Origin of the sequence: Streptomyces sp. CA-249302, assembly GCF_050936785.1 — a bacterium.
Lineage (GTDB): Bacteria > Actinomycetota > Actinomycetes > Streptomycetales > Streptomycetaceae > Streptomyces.
Genome location: NZ_JBNJMG010000001.1, coordinates 6,518,826 through 6,538,268, shown reverse-complemented (window position 1 = coordinate 6,538,268; position 19,443 = coordinate 6,518,826). Strand labels below are relative to the sequence as shown.

Below are 19,443 nucleotides of genomic sequence, written 5' to 3'. Positions count from 1 at the left end.
CGCCCGACTACTCCCCCTGGCACCCCCAGTCGGCGAACACCTACCGCGACACCGCGAAATCGCGCACTATCGCGTCGAGCCGGAAACGCGTACTATCGCGTTCGGGTCGCCCATCAGAACCCTTCGGCGGGAGCCCAACCACCCCTGCCCGTCCCCGAGTTCACCTGGAGCATCCCCATGCCTCCAACCCTGCCGGCCCCGGTCCTGGACCTGCTCATGCTGCGCGGCACCGTCACCGAGGCCGAGCCGATCGCCGCCCGGATGCGCCGGCTGCGCATCGAGGACGACTCACTGGCCGGCCTGACCGTCCGCCCGGGCCAGCAGGTGCGGGTCCTGGTCGCGGGCAGCCTGACCCGTCGGACGTACTCGATCTGGCGCTACGACCCCTCCGGCGCCGTCGAGTTGTGCGTGCTGGACCACAACGGGGCTGGTCCTGGCGCCCGTTGGGGCCGCGAGGTCGAGGTGGGTGAGCGGGTCCGGCTGGGGCGGCCGGAGGGGTCGTTCACGCTCCGCCCGGAGGCCGCCCAGCACGTCTTCGTCGGCGAGGAGACGGCCTCGGTGGCCTTCGGTTCGATGCTCGCGGCACTCCCGGCGGGGACCCGGATCTCGGGCTGGGTCGAAACGGAGTCCCCCGCCGACCGCCTGCCCTTCCCGCACGCCGACCGCCTGAACTGGCTGACGCGGGGCGCCACTTCACTCCCCGAGGCGATCCGCCTGCTGCCTCCCGCGCCGGACGGCGGGATCGCCTACGTCGCCGGCGAGGCACGCACCGTCCAGCAGGTGAAGCAGCTGCTCGTCCGGGAGGCGGGCTGGGACCGGCGCGCGGTCCTCACCAAGCCGTTCTGGACACCGGGCAAGCGCGGCCTGGAGTGACACAACGCCTACGTGCACTGCTCCCCCGTCGGGCAGAAGTACCGCACCGCGGTCCGCAGCGGATCCCGCACCTGCTCGGGATCCAGGGCCGCCGGGCCGCTGGAGCGGATCGCGTACAGCGTGCCGTCGGCGGCCTCGAAGCGGTGGTCGATGACCTGGCGGCTGCCCTTGTCCGTGTCGTCGTAGAGGTAGGAGAGCTCGGCCCAGGTGTCGCCGTGGTCGCGTTCGACGACCTGGTAGCCGGGCAGCTTCGCGAAACCGAAGCCGGGGTCGGTCTCCGCCAGGGTCAGCGAGTCGTACGGCGTGGACTCCGTGACCTCGAAGATCTGCAGCTGACGGCCGTCGTCGGGCGAGTCGTAGAAGACGACCGGCGCGAGCTTGCCCTGCTTCTCGCGGCGGCTCCAGCCTTGAGGGACGTCGATGCGGTAGCCGGTGGGGTCCTGGGCGGTCTCGTAGCCGGGGCCCGCGGAGTGGGAGACGAGCGTCGAGGCCGACACGGTCACGGACGGCGTGTCCGACGGGGTCGTCGGAGGCGGCGAGCCGGGCGGCGTCGAGGTCTGCACGCTCGTACTGGCACTGGTCGTCGGACCTGCCTCGTTGCCGGTGCCGTGGTCGCGGGCGAGATACCAGGTGCCAGCGCCCGCACCCCCGCCGACCACGGCGACGAGCGCGATCACGGCCAGCAGCCGACCCGCCCCGCGCCGGGGCGCCGGGGGCGGCGGGGTCGGGCTCAGGGTGTACGGCGGTGTCGCGGGCGAGGCGTACGGCGGCGGGTACGCATGGCCGGGCGGGGGCGTCCCCCAGGGCGGCGGAGGCGGCGTACCACCGGTCTGGGTGGGGGCCGCGGCCCATGGCGGCGGAGTGGTGCCGCCCGTCTGTGTCTCGGCCGACGCCCACGGCGGGGGTGTCGCGCCTCCGGTCTGCGTCTGGGCCGAGGCCCAGGGCGGGGCGGAGCCCGACTCGCCGTCGGACCAGGCGGCCCGGCCTCTCTCCTCGCTCGGCTCCCGCTCCGGACCGGAGCCCGAAGCGGCGTCGTACCTGTCCCGTGCACTCATCACGAACCCCCCGAATAACCCCACCGGGTACCGCTTCAGACGGTAGCGGCGAAAAGGGGAACGGGCCCTGTTCCGGTCGAAAACCGGAACAGGGCCCGTGCACTCCTGTAACAGAGCCGTCGAGAACCCGCGGACGGCGAGCCGTCGTCGAACTCCTGGACGGGAGCCGTCAGATGAGGCCGAGGGAGCGGACCGCGTCGCGCTCCTCCTCGAGCTCCTTCACCGACGCGTCGATACGGGCGCGGGAGAACTCGTTGACGTCCAGGCCCTGGACGATCTCGTACTTGCCGTCCTTGGTGGTGACCGGGAAGGAGGAGATCAGGCCCTCCGGGACGCCGTAGGAGCCGTCCGACGGGATGCCCATGGAGGTCCAGTCGCCGTCCGCCGTGCCGTTGACCCAGGTGTACACGTGGTCGATGGCGGCGTTGGCGGCGGAGGCCGCGGAGGAGGCGCCACGGGCCTCGATGATCGCCGCGCCGCGCTTGGCGACGGTCGGGATGAACTCCTCGGCCAGCCACTTCTCGTCGTTCACGGTCTCGGCGGCGTTCTTGCCGGCGACCGTGGCGTGGAAGATGTCCGGGTACTGGGTGGCGGAGTGGTTGCCCCAGATGGTGAGCCGCTTGATGTCGGCGACCGTGGTGCCCGTCTTCTTCGCGAGCTGGGTCAGCGCGCGGTTGTGGTCGAGGCGGGTCATCGCGGTGAAGCGCTCGGCCGGTACGTCCGGGGCGGCGGCCTGCGCGATCAGCGCGTTGGTGTTGGCCGGGTTGCCGACGACCAGGACCTTGATGTCGTCCGCGGCGTTGTCGTTGATGGCCTTGCCCTGCGGCTTGAAGATGCCGCCGTTGGCGGAGAGCAGGTCACCGCGCTCCATGCCCTTGGTGCGGGGGCGGGCGCCGACCAGGAGGGCGACGTTGGTGCCGTCGAAGGCGACGTTCGGGTCGTCCGTGATGTCGATGCCCTGGAGCAGCGGGAACGCGCAGTCGTCCAGCTCCATGGCCGTGCCCTCGGCGGCCTTCAGCGCGGGCGTGATCTCCAGGAGACGCAGCTTGACCGGCACGTCCGCGCCGAGCAGCTGGCCGGAGGCGATGCGGAAGAGGAGGGCGTAACCGATCTGGCCGGCCGCGCCGGTGACGGTGACGTTCACGGGAGTGCGGGTCATGGCGTTCTCCGTATGACAGCTGGCGGTGGGCGTCCTTGCCCAGGGGTGCGGACTGCGGACGTACAAATGATCGATCTCTTGGTATCAAGAGAGATCCGTCGCTCAGGCTATCGCGCATCCGGAATCCCGGACGGCCGGGTCCGTGTGGCCCACCCCACAGAGTGGACCACCGTGTCAGGGGCCGCGGAAAAAACGTGGGGCGGCACGCATGGCCGCCCCCATCCCGGGCACGCGAACCGTACCCCCACGGGAGTCCGGCACGGTCGGTACCCCCAGCGGCGGCCGCCTCGGTCTCTCCTCTCCCGGACGACGGGCGGCCGCCCCCTTCTCTCACCGCGCTGCTACGGGGTGCAGCCCTTCGTCCCGGACGCCAGCGTCGCGCACGCCTTCGCCTCGCCCGCGTCCTTCACGGCGACCATCGGCGTGTACGCGATGTTGTCCCCGGCCTCGGTGATGCTGTCGCTCTCCTTGGCCTTGCCCGCGGTGACCTGCACGGAGTCGCCCTGCGCGGCCGCGGTGATACGGCCCCACGCGGCACCGCACGTCTTGCTGTAGCGGACCTCGACGGTGGTCGTGCCGACGACCGCGGTCTTGGCGGTCGTCACCGCCGCCGTGTCCTTGGTGCAGCCCATGGCCTCCGCGTCCTTGCCGGTGCAGGAGTCGCCGCTGCACTTCACGCCGGCCGGCAGCTCGACGGAGCTGACCGAGGGCGAGGGCGAGGCCTTGCCGCCCTCGTTCTTCTTGCCGCCGCCGTTGTCGGTCAGGAAGAACACGGCCGCCATGACGACCAGTACGCCGACGACGCCCGCGAGGAACATCGTCAGCCGCCGCCGGCCGTTGCCACCGCCCGGGGACCCGCCGCCGGGGCGCGGCCCCTGCGGGGGTTCGCCGTACGGGCTCGGCATGCCCGGGCTCCAGCCGGGACCGCCCGGCGCGGGCGCCTGCGGCTGTGCCACTCCGGGCGGAGTGGTGCCGACGACAGGCGCGCGTCCGCCGCTCTGCGACGGCCCCTTGTAGCCGGCCAGCCGCCAGGAGTTTGCCGCGGACGCCTCCGCGGAGGCGGAAGCCCCGGCTCCGCTCTCGGCCGGGCGGGCGTCCGGCACCGCGTCCTCCGGCTCCCGGCGGTCCGGCGTCACCGGCTGCGGCGGCACTGTCGGCGCCACCCCCGCCGGTCCCGCGATCCCCGGCGTCGCCGTCGCGCTGCCGGACCTGCGGGCCGTCTTGCCGCCCTTGGCGTTGACCGGAGGCACCGGCGCCCCGAACTCCCCGAGCGCGGCGCGCGCCTGGGAGATCCGGATGGCCTCCATGGTCATGTCGTGGCGCATCTCCGACTTGCTCCAGGCACGTTCGGCGAGCTCCCACATGGTCGTGAGATGGATCGGGTTGGTGCCCGTCACCTCGGCCAGCGCGACGATCGCACCCTTGGGCGCGAGCAGCCGGCCGTTCAGATACCGCTCCCAGGACGTCTTGCTGTATCCCGTTCGGTCGGCCACCGACGCGATGCTCAGGCCACTGCGGTCCACGAGCCGCCGCAGCTGGCTCGCGAACTCCCTGACCTGCGGATCGAGTTCGTCCGGCAAGGCCCTCCAACGAGGCATTGCTTCCCCCCTCTTCCCCCCGGTTCGGTGCTGGTCTTCCTCGCCTCTTCCCCCTGGGCAAGGATCTCAGCTCCCTGGGCAGGGGCGCACGGGTGCATCCCCTGTCGGACTCGTCACGCTAGCCCCCGCTTCGAACAACCCCGTATCAGATCCGCAAACTTGCCAATACATCGACACCGCAGCCACACACGGACAACCCCACCCGTCACGGGCGCATTCATCTCACCTCATCAGCAACTCACCCAAGCACGACAGCTCCGACGACCGCGACGAGCAGCATGAGGAGGAGCAGGAGGACGGCGTAGAGCAGCAGTCGTCCGCCCGGTCCGCGGCCCTTCTGCTCCTCCTCCGGGGTGTCCCACCACGGCAGCGTCGGGTCGTCCTCGTAGTCGCCGGAGCGGCCCTCCTCGTCCGCGGGTTTCGGCGGGCGGGGCCAGGCCTGGACGGCGAGTTCCCAGCGCACGGCGTAGCGCTCGGCGTCCGCGCCGTCGAGGCCGGCGATCCGGCACAGGGCGGCGACGGCCTGCCGGGGCGGCGGCTGGGTGCCGTTGAGATAGCGGTGCCAGGAGGACTTGCTGTACGCCGTCCTGGCGCCGAGGGAGACGAGGCTGAGCCCCGTGCGGTCCTTCAGGAGCCGCAGCTGCTCCACGAAGTTCCGCACCTCCGGCGACAGATCGTCCGGCAGCGGCTGCCAGCCGCCCATGACACACCTCCAGCATCGCTCCGGTTCTGAGCAGGTGACGACGCCGGCCCGTCGATGGTTCCCGCGTTGCGGAACGGTCACCTCCGTGCCACAGCGCGCTGACAGGCGTTGAACAGGCGGTTCACCGTGCAGGAGGGTGGTTCTGGCGACGGCCCGTCCTTGCTCGGGGGAGAGGACGGGCCGTCGTCGTGAAAGGTTGCGTGGCGCGGTCAGCCGCTGCTCACCGTGAAGTGCAGGGTGTCCTTGAGGAACGGGATCTGCAGCCACGGGTTGGGCTGCACCATCAGCGCCATCAGGACGATCGCCAGGCCGAGGACGCCGTAGGTGGCGATGTCGGTGAAGCGGGAGCGCACGGCGAGCATGCCGACGCTCGGCAGTACCCAGCGCATCACCCCACCGACCAGCAGGGCGACGCCGACCAGCAGGCAGCCGACCCGGAAGAGGTCGAGCGCGGTCAGCAGCAGACCGAGGGCGGCCAGCCCGAGCACGACGAGGATCGGCCACTGCCGCGCGGGCGCCGGAGCGTCACCGGGCGCGGCCCTGCCACCGCCCTCGGGCCGCGCGGTGTCCCGCGTGAACAGCGGAAAGCGCCGGGTCGCCCGCCGCGGGTGCCCCTCGGCATCAGGAGCGCTGATCGCGTCCCGCACGGTCTCCTCGGCCTCAGCCTCGACCTCAGCCTCGGCCTCGGTCTCCGGCTCGGGGCGCGAGGCTCCGGTCCCGCTGATCGCCTCGCGCATCGCCGTCTCCACCTGCGTCTCGGGGTCCTGCGGCTCGGCCGGCCGGCGGTCGCCCCGGGGCTCAGCCGACACTGCGCTCCGCCGCCTCGACCACGTTGACGAGCAGCTGGGCGCGGGTCATCGGGCCGACACCGCCGGGGTTCGGGGAGATCCAGCCGGCCACCTCGGCGACCCCGGGGTGGACGTCGCCCACGATCTTGCCCTCGGCGCTGCGCGAGACGCCGACGTCGAGGACGGCCGCGCCCGGCTTGACGTCCTCGGGCCGGATCAGGTGGGCGGCACCGGCGGCGGCGACGATGATGTCCGCGCGCTTGAGGTGGGAGGAGAGGTCACGGGTGCCCGTGTGGCACTGGGTGACGGTCGCGTTCTCGCTGCGGCGGGTGAGCAGGAGGGGCATCGGGCGGCCGATGGTCACGCCACGACCGACGACCACCACCTCCGCGCCCTTGATCTCGACGCCGTACCGGCGGAGGAGGGTGAGGACGCCGTTCGGGGTGCAGGGCAGGGGGGCGGGCTCGTTGAGGACCAGCCGCCCGAGGTTCATCGGGTGCAGTCCGTCCGCGTCCTTGTCCGGGTCCATCAGCTCCAGGATGCGGTTCTCGTCGATGCCCTTGGGCAGCGGCAACTGGACGATGTAACCGGTGCACGCCGGGTCCTCGTTCAGCTCCCGGACGACCGCCTCGATCTCCTCCTGGGTGGCGGTGTCGGGCAGTTCGCGCTGGATGGACGCGATGCCCACCTCGGCGCAGTCGCGGTGCTTGCCGGCGACGTACTTCTGGCTGCCGGGGTCGTTCCCGACGAGGATCGTGCCGAGGCCGGGCGAGACGCCCTTCTCCTTCAGCGCCGCCACGCGGGCGGTCAGATCGGACTTGATCGCGGCTGCGGTGGCCTTGCCATCGAGAATCTGGGCGGTCATGGCCCCATCCTCGCGGATGACCGCCCCCCGGTTCCAATCCGGGTACCACCCCCGCGCACGTCCATGATCAGCCAGGTTGCACTTGCACAACACATGCGAAATCCGTCTGGACAAGCCACTCGGGCGTGAAGAACGATGAACGGCGCAGTATCGCGGTTCGTGTTCGGGGGGCAAAACCGCTCACATCGTGTGATTCCTCCGCGCAATCCGCATCGTCCCCGCAGCGCAACGGAGGAAGACCGGCCATGAGTTTCGGCCCCAACAACCCGTACGGTCAGCAGCCGCAGAACCCCCAGCAGGGTTACGGCTACCCGCAGCAGCCCGGCGGCCAGCCCGGTCAGCCCGGCTACGGCTACCCGCAGGCCCCGCAGGGCGTCCCGCCGCAGCAGGGTTACGGCTATCCCCAGCAGCAGCCCGGCTACCCGCAGCAGGGTTACGGCTACCCCCAGGGCGGCGGCTACCCCGGTGGCCCGGTGCCCAACCTCGCCTCGATGGGCCGCCGTTTCGGCGCCCGGGTCATCGACGGCCTGATCCTCAGCGTCGTCTACTTCGTCCTGACCTTCGCCGGCATCGCGGGCGCGGTGAACTCGGTCAACGACTGCGACGTGAACTCCCCCGACTACCAGACCTGCGTGAACAACGCGGGCTCGGACTTCGCCGCGAAGTTCGGCGCCGTGTTCGGCGCCCTCATCCTCCTCAGCCTGCTCTACGAGTGGCTGATGGTCGGCCTGATGGGCGCGACCCTGGGCAAGATGGCGGTCGGCGTCCGCGTGGTGAAGGCCGACACCGGCCAGAAGCCGGGCCTGGGCTCGTCGTTCATCCGCTGGGTCATCCCGCAGGTCGGCGCCCTCGCCTGCGGCATCGGCTCGCTCCTCGTCTACCTGTCCCCGTTCTGGGACAAGTCGGGCCGCCAGCAGGGCTGGCACGACAAGGCCGCGAGCACGATGGTCATCCAGAACTGACCGGAACCGACGGAACAGTTCGCGCCAATAAATGCCGAGGGCCGTGTCTCACCCTTCCGAGGGGGACACGGCCCTGGTGCGTCGCCCTAGTCTGACGTGGGTAGCTGTCAGGCACGGGGAGACGCACCTTGTACAGCATCATCGTGGTACCTCCGCCGACCCCGGAGGACGACACCGACCGCACCCGCTTCCGGCTCGCCCCCGGCGAACGGCTGACCTTCGGACGCTCGGCGCCCGACGTCGACCTTGCGATCGCGCACGACGGGGTCTCCCGAAGAGCCGGTGAGATCACCGCGCAGGGCGCGTTCTGGATACTCAGCAACCTCAGCCGGGAGCAGACGTACGTCGTCGAGAACCCGGAGGGCGCCGGCGAGCACATCAAGGTCGGGCCGGGCCGGATCGACGCCCCAGTCCCCTTCGAGTTCTCGCGGATCGTGCTGCCCGCGGCCGGCGACCTGCTGGCGATCGAGGTGTGGGCGCCACGCCACGACTACCTCCACACGGACCCGGGCAGCGACGCCGACAACGCTGTCGGCGGTACGACCGCGCCCGCCTTCTCGGTCGACCGCACCAAGCGCTACTTCGCGGTCCTTGCCGCCCTGTGCGAGCCCCGGCTGCGCGGCGAACCGCACGCGCCGCTGCCCACGGTCGACCAGGTCGTCGACCGGCTGCGCCCGGGCTGGCCCGCCGCCTCCCGCACTTCGGTGCAGTGGAACATCGACTACCTGGCGGTGAAGCTGCGCCTCAAGCCCGGCCCGGAGGAGGCCGACCAGGGCCCGCGCCTGAACGGCAAGAAGGAGTCCCTGGTCTCGCTGGCGCTCCGCTTCGACCTGGTGCGGGAGGACGACCTGGTGGTCCTGGCGGCCGCCCGCTCCGGCCGGGTGGCCCGGTGACCGAGCCGTACGCCGTCCCGGTCCCCAGGGGCTACCGGGTCGGCGACTGGGAGGTGCGGGAGCCGATCGCGACGGGCGCCTTCGGCAGCGTCTACGAGGGGCGGCGCGCCGAGGGCGACCCGCGCACCGCGGCCCTGAAGTTCCTGCCCACCGGCACGGGCACCCCGCGCCGACTGACTCACCTGCGCGAACTCATCGACCGTGAGGTCGAGTTGCACCGCCGGCTGAAGCAGCCACGACTGATCCGGATGTACGACACCCTCGTCGTCGACGACCCGTCCCACCCGGACCTCGACGGCGCCACCGTCCTCGTACTGGAGAAGGCGGAGAAGTCCCTGTCCGCCCTGCTGAACGCGGCGCCCCGCCCCGCCGCCGGGCCCGCCCTGCTCGCGCAGATCTGCGCGGGCCTGGCGCAGCTGCACCGCGCGGGCTGGGTGCACGGCGACCTGAAACCGGCCAACGTCCTGCTGCTGAAGGACGGTTCGGCGCGCCTCGCGGACTTCAACATGGCGGCGGAGCTGGAGGGCACCCATGCCTACACGCCCGCCTTCTCCACGCCCGACTACACGCCGCCGGAGCTGCTGTGGGCGGAGATCGGCGAACGCGGCCGCCGGATCCGCCCGTCGGCGGACGTATGGGCCTTCGGAGTCCTCGCCCACCTGGTCCTCACCGACTCCTTCCCCCTCCCCGGCGGCACCCCGACGGCCCGGCGCGACGCGGCCGCCGCCTACGCGCGCGGCACCGAGGAACTGCGCCTGTCTCCCCAACTCCCGGATGCCTGGCGGGAGATCGTCCGCTCGTGCCTGTCCCGCACACACGCCGACCGGATCGGCACGGACGCGCTGCTGAGCCGCGTCGAGGCGGCGGCCGGCACGGGCCGCTCACCCCGGCTGCCCCGCCGCCTGCTCCGGCGCCCGCGCTCCCGCCGCTCGTCGATCCTGTCCGCGGCAGCCGCCACCGTCGCCGTGGCGGCGCTCGGCTACGGCATCAGCAACCGGGCGGACCCGGGCGGCACCGGCAGCTCGCCCGCGACCTACGGCGCGACCGAACTCCGTACCGACAAAGGGGTTCCCGTGCAGTACCGCCGCCTGATCGTCGACTCCGCGCACGAGTGCCTCCAGCGGGAGGTCAGCCCGGCGCTGCTCGCCGCGATGCTCAAGTCGGAGAGCGACTTCGACCCGGACCTCTCCGACCCCGGCAAGCAGGAGTACGGCATCGCCCGCTGGACACCGGCGGTGCTGCGCTGGTGGATCCGGGCGGACGGCATCCCCGCGTCGGCGACCCCTGCCCCACCACTGACCCCCGCCCAGTCCATCCCGGCCATGAGCCGCTACCTGTGCTTCATGGAACCCCGTCTGAAGACCTCCCTGCCGGGCGACCGCCGCGTGCTGCTCGCCGCCTCGTACCGGACGTCGTACAAGAAAGTGAACGCGGCGGGCGGAGTCCCCCCGAACTACCGCGCCTACTGCGCCCGCGTCGCCCACTACCTCAAGGAGTACACCCCGCCCGACGGGACGTGACCCTGAGACTTCCCAGGTACCGGGCGGCGGGCGGTGCCGGGAGGGTGGGAACCGGAGAGCGGGCGGTCTCCGGCTCCCTCGGGGGAGGGCCGGAGGCCGCTCGCGCTACGGCGTGATCCCGGGTCGGCTTCCCCTGAGGGGCGGTGCGGAAACCCGGTAGTCTCTCGTCAACCAGAGGTGCCACAGGGCCCGTTGGGGTGACCGAGACCAAGGTCGAGTTGTCGAGGCCGAGAGAGAACACGCCCGGGGGACACATGCCAGACGCCGCCCTCGCCGAGACGTGTGCGAGGCCGCTGCGGCCGACCGATCCGGTGCGCATCGGACCGTACGTGCCGTTGGGGCTGCTCGGCAGCGGTGGCATGGGGCGGGTGTACCTGGCGCGGCACGGCGACGGGACGCCCGGACTCGCCGCGGTGAAGGTCGTCCGGCCCGAACTCGCCGAGGACCCGCGCTTCCGGCGACGGTTCGAACGCGAGGCGACCGTCCACGCGCGCGTGGGCGCGCCGTACACGCCGGAGTTGTTCGGCACGGGGTTCGAGACAGAGAACGACTTGCTGTGGATGGCGACCGCGTATCTGCCGGGGCTCAACCTGGCGGACGCCGTGCGCGAGTGCGGCGTGCTGGAACCGGCCGGGGCGTGGCGGCTGGTGGCCGATCTCGGCCGGGCCCTGGGCGCGCTGGCCGCCGTGGGGATCGTGCACCGGGACCTCAAACCCTCCAACGTGCTGCTCACCCACCAAGGCGCGCACGTCATCGACTTCGGCATCGCGCAGGCGGTGGACGCCAGCGCGATCACGACCACCGGCAGCCGGGTCGGCACCCCTGCCTTCATGTCCCCGGAGTACCTCAGGGACGGTCGCTGCGACACGGCGTCGGACGTGTTCTGCTGCGCGAGCACGGTCGTCCACGCGCTCACCGGGCACGCCCCGTTCGGCGACGGCACCGGCATGGACGTCCTGCACCGCGTGGCCTCCGAGCAACCGAACGCCGAGGTCATGGCCGACGTGGCGGCCGTCGACCCCACCCTGGCCGCACTACTGACAGCCTGCCTCGACAAGGACCCCGCACTGCGCCCCGGCCCACAGGACCTCGTCGACGCCGCCGCCACCCACCCGCGGGCCGCGTCCTGGCAGGAGCCGCTGGGCAGCCGCCTCCTGGCCCGGCAACAGGCGTACGAGGTACTGCGGGAGGCCTCCCTGCCGGGCTCCCTGCCGGGCGAGCGGACGCCGACCGAGCGGGTGCTGTATCCGGCGGCGGGGCCGGGGTTCGGACCGCCGGGGTTCGGACCGCCCGGGTTCGGGCCACCACCGGTGATCCCGCCCACGCCGTCCCAGCCGATACCGACGCCGACGCAGATGCCTGCCGCACCGGCCCGGCGCCGCAGGAAGTCGTACGCCGCCCTCGCCGCCGTACTCGCGGTGTGCGCGGTGGCCGCGACCACCTTCCTCCTCACCCGCCCGTCGTCCTCCGACGCACACGCAGGCACGATCGCCACCACGACCAGTGCGTCCGGCGACGCGTCCGGTCAGTCCCCCTCGCCCTCCAAGCCGAATGAGAAGGGGACTGCGAGTGAGAAGGGGAAGGGGAAGCGGAACTCGACCGCCTCAGCCACCCCGTCCGATTCCTCTTCCGACAACGGCACGCAAGGCACCCCCGGCCCAAGCCCCACCCCGCACCCCACCTCCAAGGCACCCGGCACGCCGACGCCGACCGCCTCGAAGACGACTCCCGCCCCGGCGAATCCGCCATGGCTGACGGAGTGCACCACCTACTCCGGCACCGAACTCACCCAACTCGGCGACCGGGGCCAGCGAGTCGTACAGGTGCAGTGCATGCTGACCAAGCGCGGCTACAGCGTGGGCAGTTCGGGAGTGGACGGGGAGTTCGGCAAGAACACGGACGCGGCGGTACGAAGCTTCCAGACCGACAAGGGCCTGGAGGTCGACGGCCAGGTCGGTCCCAACACGTGGGCCGCATTGCGCAGTTCGACCTAGGGACGCTTCACCGGCAAAGAACCGCCCGTACGCGGGGCGAACCGCGTACGGGCGGAAGAGGGGATCAGCACCGGCGTGCCGTTCACGGCTAGTGGAAGAAGTGCCGCGTCCCCGTGAAGTACATCGTCACGCCCGCCTTCTTCGCGGCCTCGACCACCAGCTCGTCGCGGACCGAGCCGCCCGGCTGGGCGACCGCCTTGATGCCGGCCTCGGTGAGGATCTCCAGGCCGTCGGGGAAGGGGAAGAAGGCGTCGGAGGCGGCGTAGGAGCCCTGCGCGCGCTCGGCACCGGCCCGTTCCACCGCCAGCTTCGCGGAGTCGACGCGGTTGACCTGGCCCATGCCCACGCCGACCGAGGCGCCGTCCTTGGCGAGGAGGATCGCGTTGGACTTGACGGCACGGCAGGCGCGCCAGGCGAAGGCCAGGTCCTTCAGCTCGTCCGCGCTCAGCGCCTCGCCCGTCGCCAGCGTCCAGTTCGCCGGGTCGTCGCCGTCCGCCTGGAGGCGGTCGGTGACCTGGAGGAGGGCGCCGCCGTCGATGGGCTTCACCTCGGCGGGGTGCGAGGGCGCGGCCGGGGCCTTCAGCACACGGATGTTCTTCTTCTTGGCAAGGGCTTCGAGGGCGCCGTCCTCGTAGTCGGGCGCGACGATGACCTCGGTGAAGATCTCGGCGACCTGCTCCGCCATCTCCTTCGACACCGGGCGGTTGACCGCGATCACGCCACCGAACGCCGACAGCGGGTCACAGGCGTGCGCCTTGCGGTGCGCCTCCGCGACATCCGAACCGACCGCGATGCCACAGGGGTTGGCGTGCTTGATGATCGCGACGCAGGGCTCGTCGTGGTCGTACGCGGCACGGCGGGCGGCGTCCGTGTCCGTGTAGTTGTTGTACGACATCTCCTTGCCGTGCAGCTGCTCGGCCTCGGCGAGACCGGTACCCGTGCCGTCGACGTAGAGCGCGGCGGGCTGGTGCGGGTTCTCGCCGTAGCGGAGGGTGCTCTTGCGCTCCAGCGCGGCGGCGATGAACTCGGGGAACTGCGAGTCGTCGGCGGGGGCGTAGGTGCTCGCGAACCAGCTCGACACCGCGATGTCGTACTCGGCGGTGTGCCGGAAGGCCTCGGCCGCGAGGCGCTTGCGGGTGGCGAGGTCGAAGCCGCCGTCCTCGACCGCGGCCAGGACGTCGGCGTACCGCTCCGGGCTGGTGACGACCGCGACCGAGGGGTGGTTCTTGGCGGCGGCGCGGACCATCGACGGACCGCCGATGTCGATCTGCTCGACGCACTCATCGGCGGACGCACCGGAGGCGACGGTCTCGCGGAACGGGTAGAGGTTGACGACGACGAGGTCGAAGGGCTCGATGCCCAGCTCGGCCAGCTGCTCGCGGTGGCTCTCCAGGCGCAGGTCGGCGAGGATGCCGGCGTGCACGCGCGGGTGCAGGGTCTTGACCCGGCCGTCCAGGCACTCGGGGAAGCCGGTGAGCTCCTCGACCTTGGTGACGGGGACGCCGGCGGCGGCGATCCGGCCGGCCGTGGAGCCGGTGGAGACGAGCTCGACACCGGCCTCGTGCAGGCCGCGCGCGAGCTCCTCGAGCCCGGTCTTGTCGTAGACACTGACGAGCGCCCGGCGGATCGGCCTCTTGTTGCTCTCGGCGGTCACTGGATAACTACCTTTCGTCCCTCGATGCGATAGCCGTTGCGGGCGAGGCGCCCCACGACATCGACGAGCAGCCTTCGCTCGACTTCCTTGATGCGCTCGTGCAGAGCGCTCTCGTCGTCCTCGTTCCGGACCTCCACCACGCCCTGAGCGATGATCGGTCCGGTGTCGACGCCGTCGTCGACGAAGTGGACGGTGCAGCCGGTGACCCTGGCGCCGTACGCGAGTGCGTCACGTACGCCGTGGGCTCCCGGAAAACTGGGGAGGAGGGCAGGGTGCGTGTTCACGAACCGCCCGCCGAAGCGAGCCAGGAACTCCTTGCCCACGATCTTCATGAACCCCGCGGAGACGACGAGGTCGGGTTCGTGGCCGGAGACGGCCTCGGCGAGGGCGGCGTCCCATTCGTCGCGGGTCTCGTAGTCCTTGACCTTGCGGACGAAGGTGGGGAGACCGGCGCGCTCAGCGCGGGCGAGCCCCTCGATGCCCTCGCGGTCCGCCCCGACCGCCACGATCTCGGCGCCGTAGGCCTCGGTACCGGTGGCCTCGATCTCGTCGAGGAGCGCCTGAAGGTTGGTACCGGATCCGGAGACCAGCACGACGAGGCGCTTGACCACGGGCTTGGCGGCCACGGTGGGGCCCTTTCTCGGGGGAGCGATTCCGTACGGCCGGCTCGCACGGCGATTCGCTTGTGCATTCGTACGAATGCATCGCGCCCCGGGATACGGGGAAGTCTACGAAGCGGCCGACCGTCAGCAACGATACCGGCACACGGGACGGCCCCCACGGGACGGGGGCGTGGCCGGAAGGTAGCGTCTGGGAGGAGCCGGTTCGGGAACGTGCTTGTCGTGCGGTGCGTTCACGAAGTGACAGCTCTTGTCGGATCAGTCGTACACCAAGGGGAAGACGCTCACTTGATGCCGGACCGCAGCCTGCGACTCCTCACGCTCCCCCCGCTCCCGGCGCAGGGAGGGGAGCGGGACGCCGTGCTGCTGCGGGAGCGGCCGGCCTCGCCGCCGGACGCGCCCTCGGACCGGCGGTCCGGCGACGCGCAGGGTGACGACACCCGCGAGGACAACCCCTTCGCCCCGCCGCCGGAGGGCACCCCGGACCGGCCTTGGCAGCCGCGCCGGCCTGAGAGCGGCGGTGACGACGACGAGGGCTCCGACCGCCGCACGCCCTGGGGCACTCAGTGGAGCGACCGCCAGCCCGGCCGCTCCCCCGGCGGCTTCGGCAGCCGACCCGGCGGGCCGAACACCGGCCCCGAGGGCCCGGGCGGTCCGCCCCCGGAGCAGGGCATGCGCTGGGACCCGACCGACCCCGCCCAACGCCGGGCGCGGTACGCGCTGCTGTGCGGCATGTGGGCCTTCTTCTTCGCCCTGTTCAGCTGGCCGTACGTGGCGCTGCTGCTCGGCGCGCTCGCCCTCTACTGGGGCATCAGCGCCCTGCGCGCCAAGCCCCGCACCCCCGACAACAGCACTTCGACCCACGACCCCTCGGCCCGCCCGCAGACGACGGCGGCGGTCAGCGGCCTGGTCACGGCGACCCTGGCGATCGCCCTGGTGGCGGCGACCTTCACGGCGCAGATGGTGTACAGCGACTACTACACCTGCACGAACGACGCCCTGACGAACGAGGCGAAGCAGTCCTGTACGCAGCTTCTGCCGAAGGAGCTGCGGGGGTTGCTGGGGACCAACAGCTGACGGGCGTCGGCCCCGGTGGGGGTCAGGGCAGGTTCGTGGGCTCGGGTGACTCGGGTGACTCCGGTCGTTCCGGGGCTTCCGGTGGTTCCGAGGCCTCCGGCCTGTCGGACGCCTCTTTGAGCGCTGCCCAGCGGGTCTCGCGGGAGGCGTCGTCGTACCAGGGGGCCGCGTGCAGGGGCTCCGGTGCGAGGTCGGTGGGCAGGAAGTCGTATCCCTCGTCCTCGTTGTAAGGCACCAGGGGCGTGCCGTTCGCCGCTTCGGGCAGCACACTCTCAGGCTCGGCGCGTTCGGGCTCGGCGCCCTTCTGGATCCCGAGCCAGGCCCCGACTCCCGACCACGCCGCCCGGATCCCACGCACCCCTGGCACCTCCGACGTCGCTGTCTCCGACCTCGGCGCGGCGATCTTCGGTGCCCCCTGTTCCGTATCCGCACGGCCGCGCCGGCTCCGGCTCCTCCACGCCCTGAGCCCCAGCGAAGTCGGAACAGCCACCGCCGCGATCCACAGCAACGCCGCGCCCCCGGTCTCCCACCACACCGGCCCGAACCGAGCGAGCGCCCCGCCCCCGAGCCGCCCACCGGCCAGGGCCGCGAGAACTCCGACGCCGACCGCACACACCAGCGCCGCGAGCCCGGCAGTCCGGGCGGTGCGGCCACGTGCCCAAGCCGTCTCCCGGCCTGCCCCCGCGGCCGCCGCCCCCACGAACCACCCCACCGTCACCCCGGCCGCCAACGGCACCACCCCCGCAGCCCAGTTCAGCCACCCGCCGTCCCCCGCGTCCGGCACCGCCGCCAGCAGCGGAAACGGTGGCAGCAACGGCGCCGGCGCCGAGCTCAGCGGCCAGACGACATGCCCCGTACCCAGCGCGAAGCCCGGACCCAGGGAGTACGAGGCCCCCCACACCGCCCCGTTCGGCACCAGCGCGACGCACAGCAGCAGGACGGCGAAGCGGCCCGACAGGCCCTCGGTCAGTTGGAGGAAGGACGCGCGGGCCGCCCCGCCATGCCATGCCAGTGCCGCCCCCAGCAGCAGCGCCCCGCCCCCGACCAGCACCGTCACCCCGGCGAGCGCGGCCCGCGCCGCCGCTCCCGACCGGGCCCGGGCATCCGCTCCGAAGACCAGTCGCCGTACCCCCGCGGGCAGCAGGAGCAGGACCCCGTCCAGCGCCTCGCGCGGATACCCGTACGCCGTCCAGACCCCCGCCCCCGCCGCCCCCATGACCAGCAACGGCACGCACACCACGGTCCACGCCCACGCGGGCCGCAGCTCGCCCCCGGACGCGTACAGCGCGGCCGCCGTGCCCACGCCGAGGTAGCCGAGGACGACGCCGGACCACACGGCCCACCCCGACGCGCCCTCCTCCCCCGCGTCCACCGCGTCCCGCGCCGCCCGGTGCACCAGCCACACCGGGAGGGCGAGCAGCAGCAACGGCGTGACGCCGACCGGCGCGGGGACGCCGGAGAGGGTGTCGGCGCGGATCAGTTCGGCGCCGTGCGCGAGGAGCCAGAGTGCCGCCGCGACATGCAGCGCGCCCCCGGGCCCGCTGTCGGGATACGGCGAACTGATCCACAGCACCATCACGAGCACGGCGAACGACCCGAGCCCAAGACCCGCGGCCACCGCACCACCCAGAAGGCTGGCGGCCAGTCCGGGCGATCGGTCGCGCAGACGGATGAGCAGGGACGACAACGGCGATCGGCGAGCGGTCATCTGGATCACGACCGTCATGCTCCCAACGACACGCGCTTTCTCGTCGTAACAGGCGAACCTCCGATGTGTCGCTCAATATACGTTTATGTACTTTTTCGCACGAAGGGGCGCCCGGTGAGCCGGAAACGGGAGGTGTGCGCGAAGCCGCCGAACACCCTCGGCACGGAGACGGAGGTGACGGAGCCTCAGCCGACGCCGGAGCCGGAGCCCCTGACACCCGCTCAGGCCTTCGACGCGTTGTACGCGTTCTGCGCGCCCGCCCTCGTACGGCAGACGTACCTGCTCACCGGGCGCCGGGAACTCGCCCGCGAGTCGGTCGAGCGGGCCTTCCAACTCGCCTGGCAGCGCTGGCCGGAGGTGGCCGTCGACCGCGACCCGGCGGGCTGGGTGCGGGCGGCGGCGTACGACATCGCGCTCTCCCCCTGGCACCGCTTCCGCCCCCGCTACCGCCACCCCGAACCCCCACCGGCCGACGCCCCTGACCGCACCCTCCTGGCCGCCTTCCTCAAACTCCCGCCGCCGTACCGCCGCACGCTTCTGTTGTACGACGGTGTCGGCCTCGACCTGCCGGAGACGGCCGCGGAGACGGAGGCGAGCACTCCGGCCGCCGCCAGCCGGCTGCTGCACGCGCGCAAGGCGATCGCCGCCCGGCTCCCGGACCTCGCGGACCCGGCGGAACTCCACCGCCGCTTCACCGAACTGGCCTCCACGGAGCGTCTGCGCGCGGCCCGGCCGCCGACGGTGCGGAGAGGCGGCGAGCGCAGGACGCGCTTCTGGACCCGGGCCGCCATCGCCTTCACCGTCACCCTCATCGGGACGACGACCTTCACCCTGCGCACGGCTCCGACGCACTACGAGCCGCCGGTGTCACCAGGTGTGCAGGTGCAGGGGGTTCCGGCGCGGGTGGCGCAGGGGGCCTTGTCGGAGGCGGAGACGGAACTGCGGTCGAAGCTGCACCGGGAGGCGGTGCACGGACCGGACAGGCTGGTGCCCGTGGCACGTTGAAGGGCCCGTCCCCGGGCGGGGGACGGGCCCTTCAGCAGTCAGCCCTGCGGCCGTACGGCAGTTCAGCCGGCGAGGCTGTGTTTAATTGCCAAGAATGGCGCGCGCCAGCTTGGCCGTCTCGGTCGGGGTCTTGCCGACCTTGACTCCCGCGGCCTCGAGGGCCTCCTTCTTCGCGGCGGCCGTGCCGGAGGAGCCGGAGACGATGGCGCCGGCGTGGCCCATGGTCTTGCCCTCGGGCGCGGTGAAGCCCGCGACGTAGCCGACGACCGGCTTCGACACGTTCTCCTTGATGAACGCGGCCGCGCGCTCCTCGGCGTCGCCACCGATCTCACCGATCATCACGATCAGGTCGGTGTCGGGGTCGGCCTCGAACGCGGCGAGCGCGTCGATGTGCGTGGTGCCGATGACCGGGTCGCCACCGATGCCCACGGCGGAGGAGAAGCCGATGTCACGGAGCTCGTACATCATCTGGTACGTCAGCGTGCCGGACTTCGAGACCAGGCCGATGCGGCCCGGCTTCGTGATGTCGCCCGGGATGATGCCGGCGTTCGACTGGCCCGGGGTGATGAGACCGGGGCAGTTCGGGCCGATGATGCGGGTCTTGTTGCCCTGCGAGACGGCGTACGCGTAGAAGGCGGCCGAGTCGTGGACGGCGATGCCCTCGGTGATGACGACGGCAAGGGGGATCTCGGCGTCGATCGCCTCGACCACGGCGGCCTTGGCGAAGGCCGGCGGTACGAAGAGGACGGATACGTTCGCGCCCGTCTTCTCGATCGCCTCGGCGACGGTGCCGAAGACCGGGATCTCCGTGCCGTCGACGTCCACGGACGTGCCCGCCTTGCGCGGGTTGACGCCACCGACGATGTTCGTGCCGTCGGCGAGCATGAGCTTGGTGTGCTTCATGCCCGTGGAGCCGGTCATGCCCTGGACGATGACCTTGCTGTCCTTGTTGAGGAAGATAGCCATGGC

17 protein-coding genes are annotated in these 19,443 nt (G+C 72.1%); 7 read left to right on the top strand and 10 right to left on the bottom strand.

The genetic code is table 11. The features are described from left to right. Positions 1–177 precede the first annotated feature (177 nt). A complete protein-coding gene (locus tag ACQEWB_RS29520) occupies positions 178–873 on the top strand; it encodes a siderophore-interacting protein (protein WP_432836222.1) in 696 nt (231 codons plus the stop codon). Positions 874–881: 8 nt separating this feature from the next. Here ACQEWB_RS29520 and ACQEWB_RS29515 read toward each other — a convergent pair whose 3' ends face one another. The 6 genes from ACQEWB_RS29515 to ACQEWB_RS29490 form a co-directional block, all read right to left on the bottom strand. Beyond that, positions 882–1,928: a hypothetical protein gene (locus ACQEWB_RS29515; protein WP_432836220.1), complete on the bottom strand. Its 1,047-nt coding sequence runs from the start codon at positions 1,926–1,928 to the stop codon at positions 882–884. 169 nt (positions 1,929–2,097) lie between these two features. Next, a complete protein-coding gene (locus tag ACQEWB_RS29510; RefSeq protein ID WP_432836218.1) occupies positions 2,098–3,087 on the bottom strand; it encodes a malate dehydrogenase in 990 nt (329 codons plus the stop codon). A gap of 341 nt (positions 3,088–3,428) precedes the next feature. Continuing rightward, positions 3,429–4,685: a DUF2690 domain-containing protein gene (locus ACQEWB_RS29505; protein WP_432836216.1), complete on the bottom strand. Its 1,257-nt coding sequence runs from the start codon at positions 4,683–4,685 to the stop codon at positions 3,429–3,431. 238 nt (positions 4,686–4,923) lie between these two features. Beyond that, a complete protein-coding gene (locus tag ACQEWB_RS29500; RefSeq protein WP_432836214.1) occupies positions 4,924–5,388 on the bottom strand; it encodes a helix-turn-helix domain-containing protein in 465 nt (154 codons plus the stop codon). Positions 5,389–5,597: 209 nt separating this feature from the next. Next, positions 5,598–6,197, bottom strand: a complete 600-nt coding sequence (locus ACQEWB_RS29495) for a DUF3017 domain-containing protein (RefSeq protein ID WP_432836212.1) — start codon at positions 6,195–6,197, stop codon at positions 5,598–5,600. Further along, positions 6,187–7,041 carry a bifunctional methylenetetrahydrofolate dehydrogenase/methenyltetrahydrofolate cyclohydrolase gene (locus ACQEWB_RS29490; protein ID WP_432836210.1) on the bottom strand — a complete coding sequence of 285 codons (855 nt, stop codon included), beginning with the start codon at positions 7,039–7,041 and terminating at the stop codon, positions 6,187–6,189. The genes ACQEWB_RS29495 and ACQEWB_RS29490 overlap by 11 nt, the downstream gene beginning before the upstream one ends. Before the next feature lie 245 nt (positions 7,042–7,286). Here ACQEWB_RS29490 and ACQEWB_RS29485 point away from each other — a divergent pair, with 245 nt between their 5' ends. The 4 genes from ACQEWB_RS29485 to ACQEWB_RS29470 all read left to right on the top strand — a co-directional run bounded on the left by ACQEWB_RS29485 (position 7,287) and on the right by ACQEWB_RS29470 (position 12,410). Next, on the top strand, positions 7,287–8,003 hold the full coding sequence (locus ACQEWB_RS29485) for an RDD family protein (RefSeq protein ID WP_432836208.1): 717 nt from the start codon (positions 7,287–7,289) through the stop codon (positions 8,001–8,003). A gap of 128 nt (positions 8,004–8,131) precedes the next feature. Then, the gene (locus ACQEWB_RS29480; RefSeq protein ID WP_432836206.1) at positions 8,132–8,896 is read left to right on the top strand and encodes an FHA domain-containing protein; all 765 of its coding nucleotides are present in this window, start codon (positions 8,132–8,134) and stop codon (positions 8,894–8,896) included. Further along, positions 8,893–10,416, top strand: coding sequence for a protein kinase domain-containing protein (locus ACQEWB_RS29475; RefSeq protein WP_432836204.1), 1,524 nt, complete (start codon positions 8,893–8,895; stop codon positions 10,414–10,416). The genes ACQEWB_RS29480 and ACQEWB_RS29475 overlap by 4 nt, the downstream gene beginning before the upstream one ends. 254 nt (positions 10,417–10,670) lie before the next feature. Beyond that, the gene (locus ACQEWB_RS29470; protein WP_432836202.1) at positions 10,671–12,410 is read left to right on the top strand and encodes a protein kinase domain-containing protein; all 1,740 of its coding nucleotides are present in this window, start codon (positions 10,671–10,673) and stop codon (positions 12,408–12,410) included. An 88-nt stretch (positions 12,411–12,498) separates the two neighbouring features. Here the strand turns inward: ACQEWB_RS29470 and purH are convergent, their stop codons facing one another. Both purH and purN read right to left on the bottom strand, forming a co-directional pair. Beyond that, a complete protein-coding gene (purH, locus tag ACQEWB_RS29465) occupies positions 12,499–14,064 on the bottom strand; it encodes a bifunctional phosphoribosylaminoimidazolecarboxamide formyltransferase/IMP cyclohydrolase (protein ID WP_432836200.1) in 1,566 nt (521 codons plus the stop codon). Then, entirely contained in the window at positions 14,061–14,690 is a 630-nt protein-coding gene (purN, locus tag ACQEWB_RS29460) for a phosphoribosylglycinamide formyltransferase (RefSeq protein ID WP_432836197.1), read from the bottom strand. The genes purH and purN overlap by 4 nt, the downstream gene beginning before the upstream one ends. A 285-nt stretch (positions 14,691–14,975) precedes the next feature. Here purN and ACQEWB_RS29455 point away from each other — a divergent pair, with 285 nt between their 5' ends. After that, the gene (locus ACQEWB_RS29455; protein ID WP_432836195.1) at positions 14,976–15,761 is read left to right on the top strand and encodes a hypothetical protein; all 786 of its coding nucleotides are present in this window, start codon (positions 14,976–14,978) and stop codon (positions 15,759–15,761) included. Between the two features lie 22 nt (positions 15,762–15,783). On the opposite strand, the gene ACQEWB_RS29450 is transcribed toward ACQEWB_RS29455, so the two are convergent. Then, positions 15,784–17,487, bottom strand: coding sequence for a cell division protein PerM (locus ACQEWB_RS29450; RefSeq protein WP_432836193.1), 1,704 nt, complete (start codon positions 17,485–17,487; stop codon positions 15,784–15,786). Between the two features lie 45 nt (positions 17,488–17,532). Between ACQEWB_RS29450 and ACQEWB_RS29445 the strand changes: the two genes are divergently transcribed. After that, positions 17,533–18,474, top strand: a complete 942-nt coding sequence (locus tag ACQEWB_RS29445; RefSeq protein WP_432836191.1) for an RNA polymerase sigma factor — start codon at positions 17,533–17,535, stop codon at positions 18,472–18,474. Positions 18,475–18,555: 81 nt separating this feature from the next. Here ACQEWB_RS29445 and sucD read toward each other — a convergent pair whose 3' ends face one another. Then, complete coding sequence (gene sucD / locus ACQEWB_RS29440; protein ID WP_432836189.1) at positions 18,556–19,440, bottom strand: succinate--CoA ligase subunit alpha; 885 nt, start codon at positions 19,438–19,440, stop codon at positions 18,556–18,558. Positions 19,441–19,443: the final 3 nt, after the last annotated feature.

Coding starts and splice junctions, on each gene's coding strand:
- ACQEWB_RS29490 (WP_432836210.1), bottom strand. CDS start 7,041: ATGACCGCCCAGATTCTCGATGGCAAGGCCACCGCAGCCGCGATCAAG.
- ACQEWB_RS29450 (WP_432836193.1), bottom strand. CDS start 17,487: ATGACGGTCGTGATCCAGATGACCGCTCGCCGATCGCCGTTGTCGTCC.
- ACQEWB_RS29505 (WP_432836216.1), bottom strand. CDS start 4,685: ATGCCTCGTTGGAGGGCCTTGCCGGACGAACTCGATCCGCAGGTCAGG.
- ACQEWB_RS29470 (WP_432836202.1), top strand. CDS start 10,671: ATGCCAGACGCCGCCCTCGCCGAGACGTGTGCGAGGCCGCTGCGGCCG.
- sucD (WP_432836189.1), bottom strand. CDS start 19,440: ATGGCTATCTTCCTCAACAAGGACAGCAAGGTCATCGTCCAGGGCATG.
- ACQEWB_RS29520 (WP_432836222.1), top strand. CDS start 178: ATGCCTCCAACCCTGCCGGCCCCGGTCCTGGACCTGCTCATGCTGCGC.
- ACQEWB_RS29485 (WP_432836208.1), top strand. CDS start 7,287: ATGAGTTTCGGCCCCAACAACCCGTACGGTCAGCAGCCGCAGAACCCC.
- ACQEWB_RS29515 (WP_432836220.1), bottom strand. CDS start 1,928: ATGAGTGCACGGGACAGGTACGACGCCGCTTCGGGCTCCGGTCCGGAG.
- ACQEWB_RS29445 (WP_432836191.1), top strand. CDS start 17,533: ATGTGTCGCTCAATATACGTTTATGTACTTTTTCGCACGAAGGGGCGC.
- ACQEWB_RS29510 (WP_432836218.1), bottom strand. CDS start 3,087: ATGACCCGCACTCCCGTGAACGTCACCGTCACCGGCGCGGCCGGCCAG.
- ACQEWB_RS29500 (WP_432836214.1), bottom strand. CDS start 5,388: ATGGGCGGCTGGCAGCCGCTGCCGGACGATCTGTCGCCGGAGGTGCGG.
- ACQEWB_RS29455 (WP_432836195.1), top strand. CDS start 14,976: ATGCCGGACCGCAGCCTGCGACTCCTCACGCTCCCCCCGCTCCCGGCG.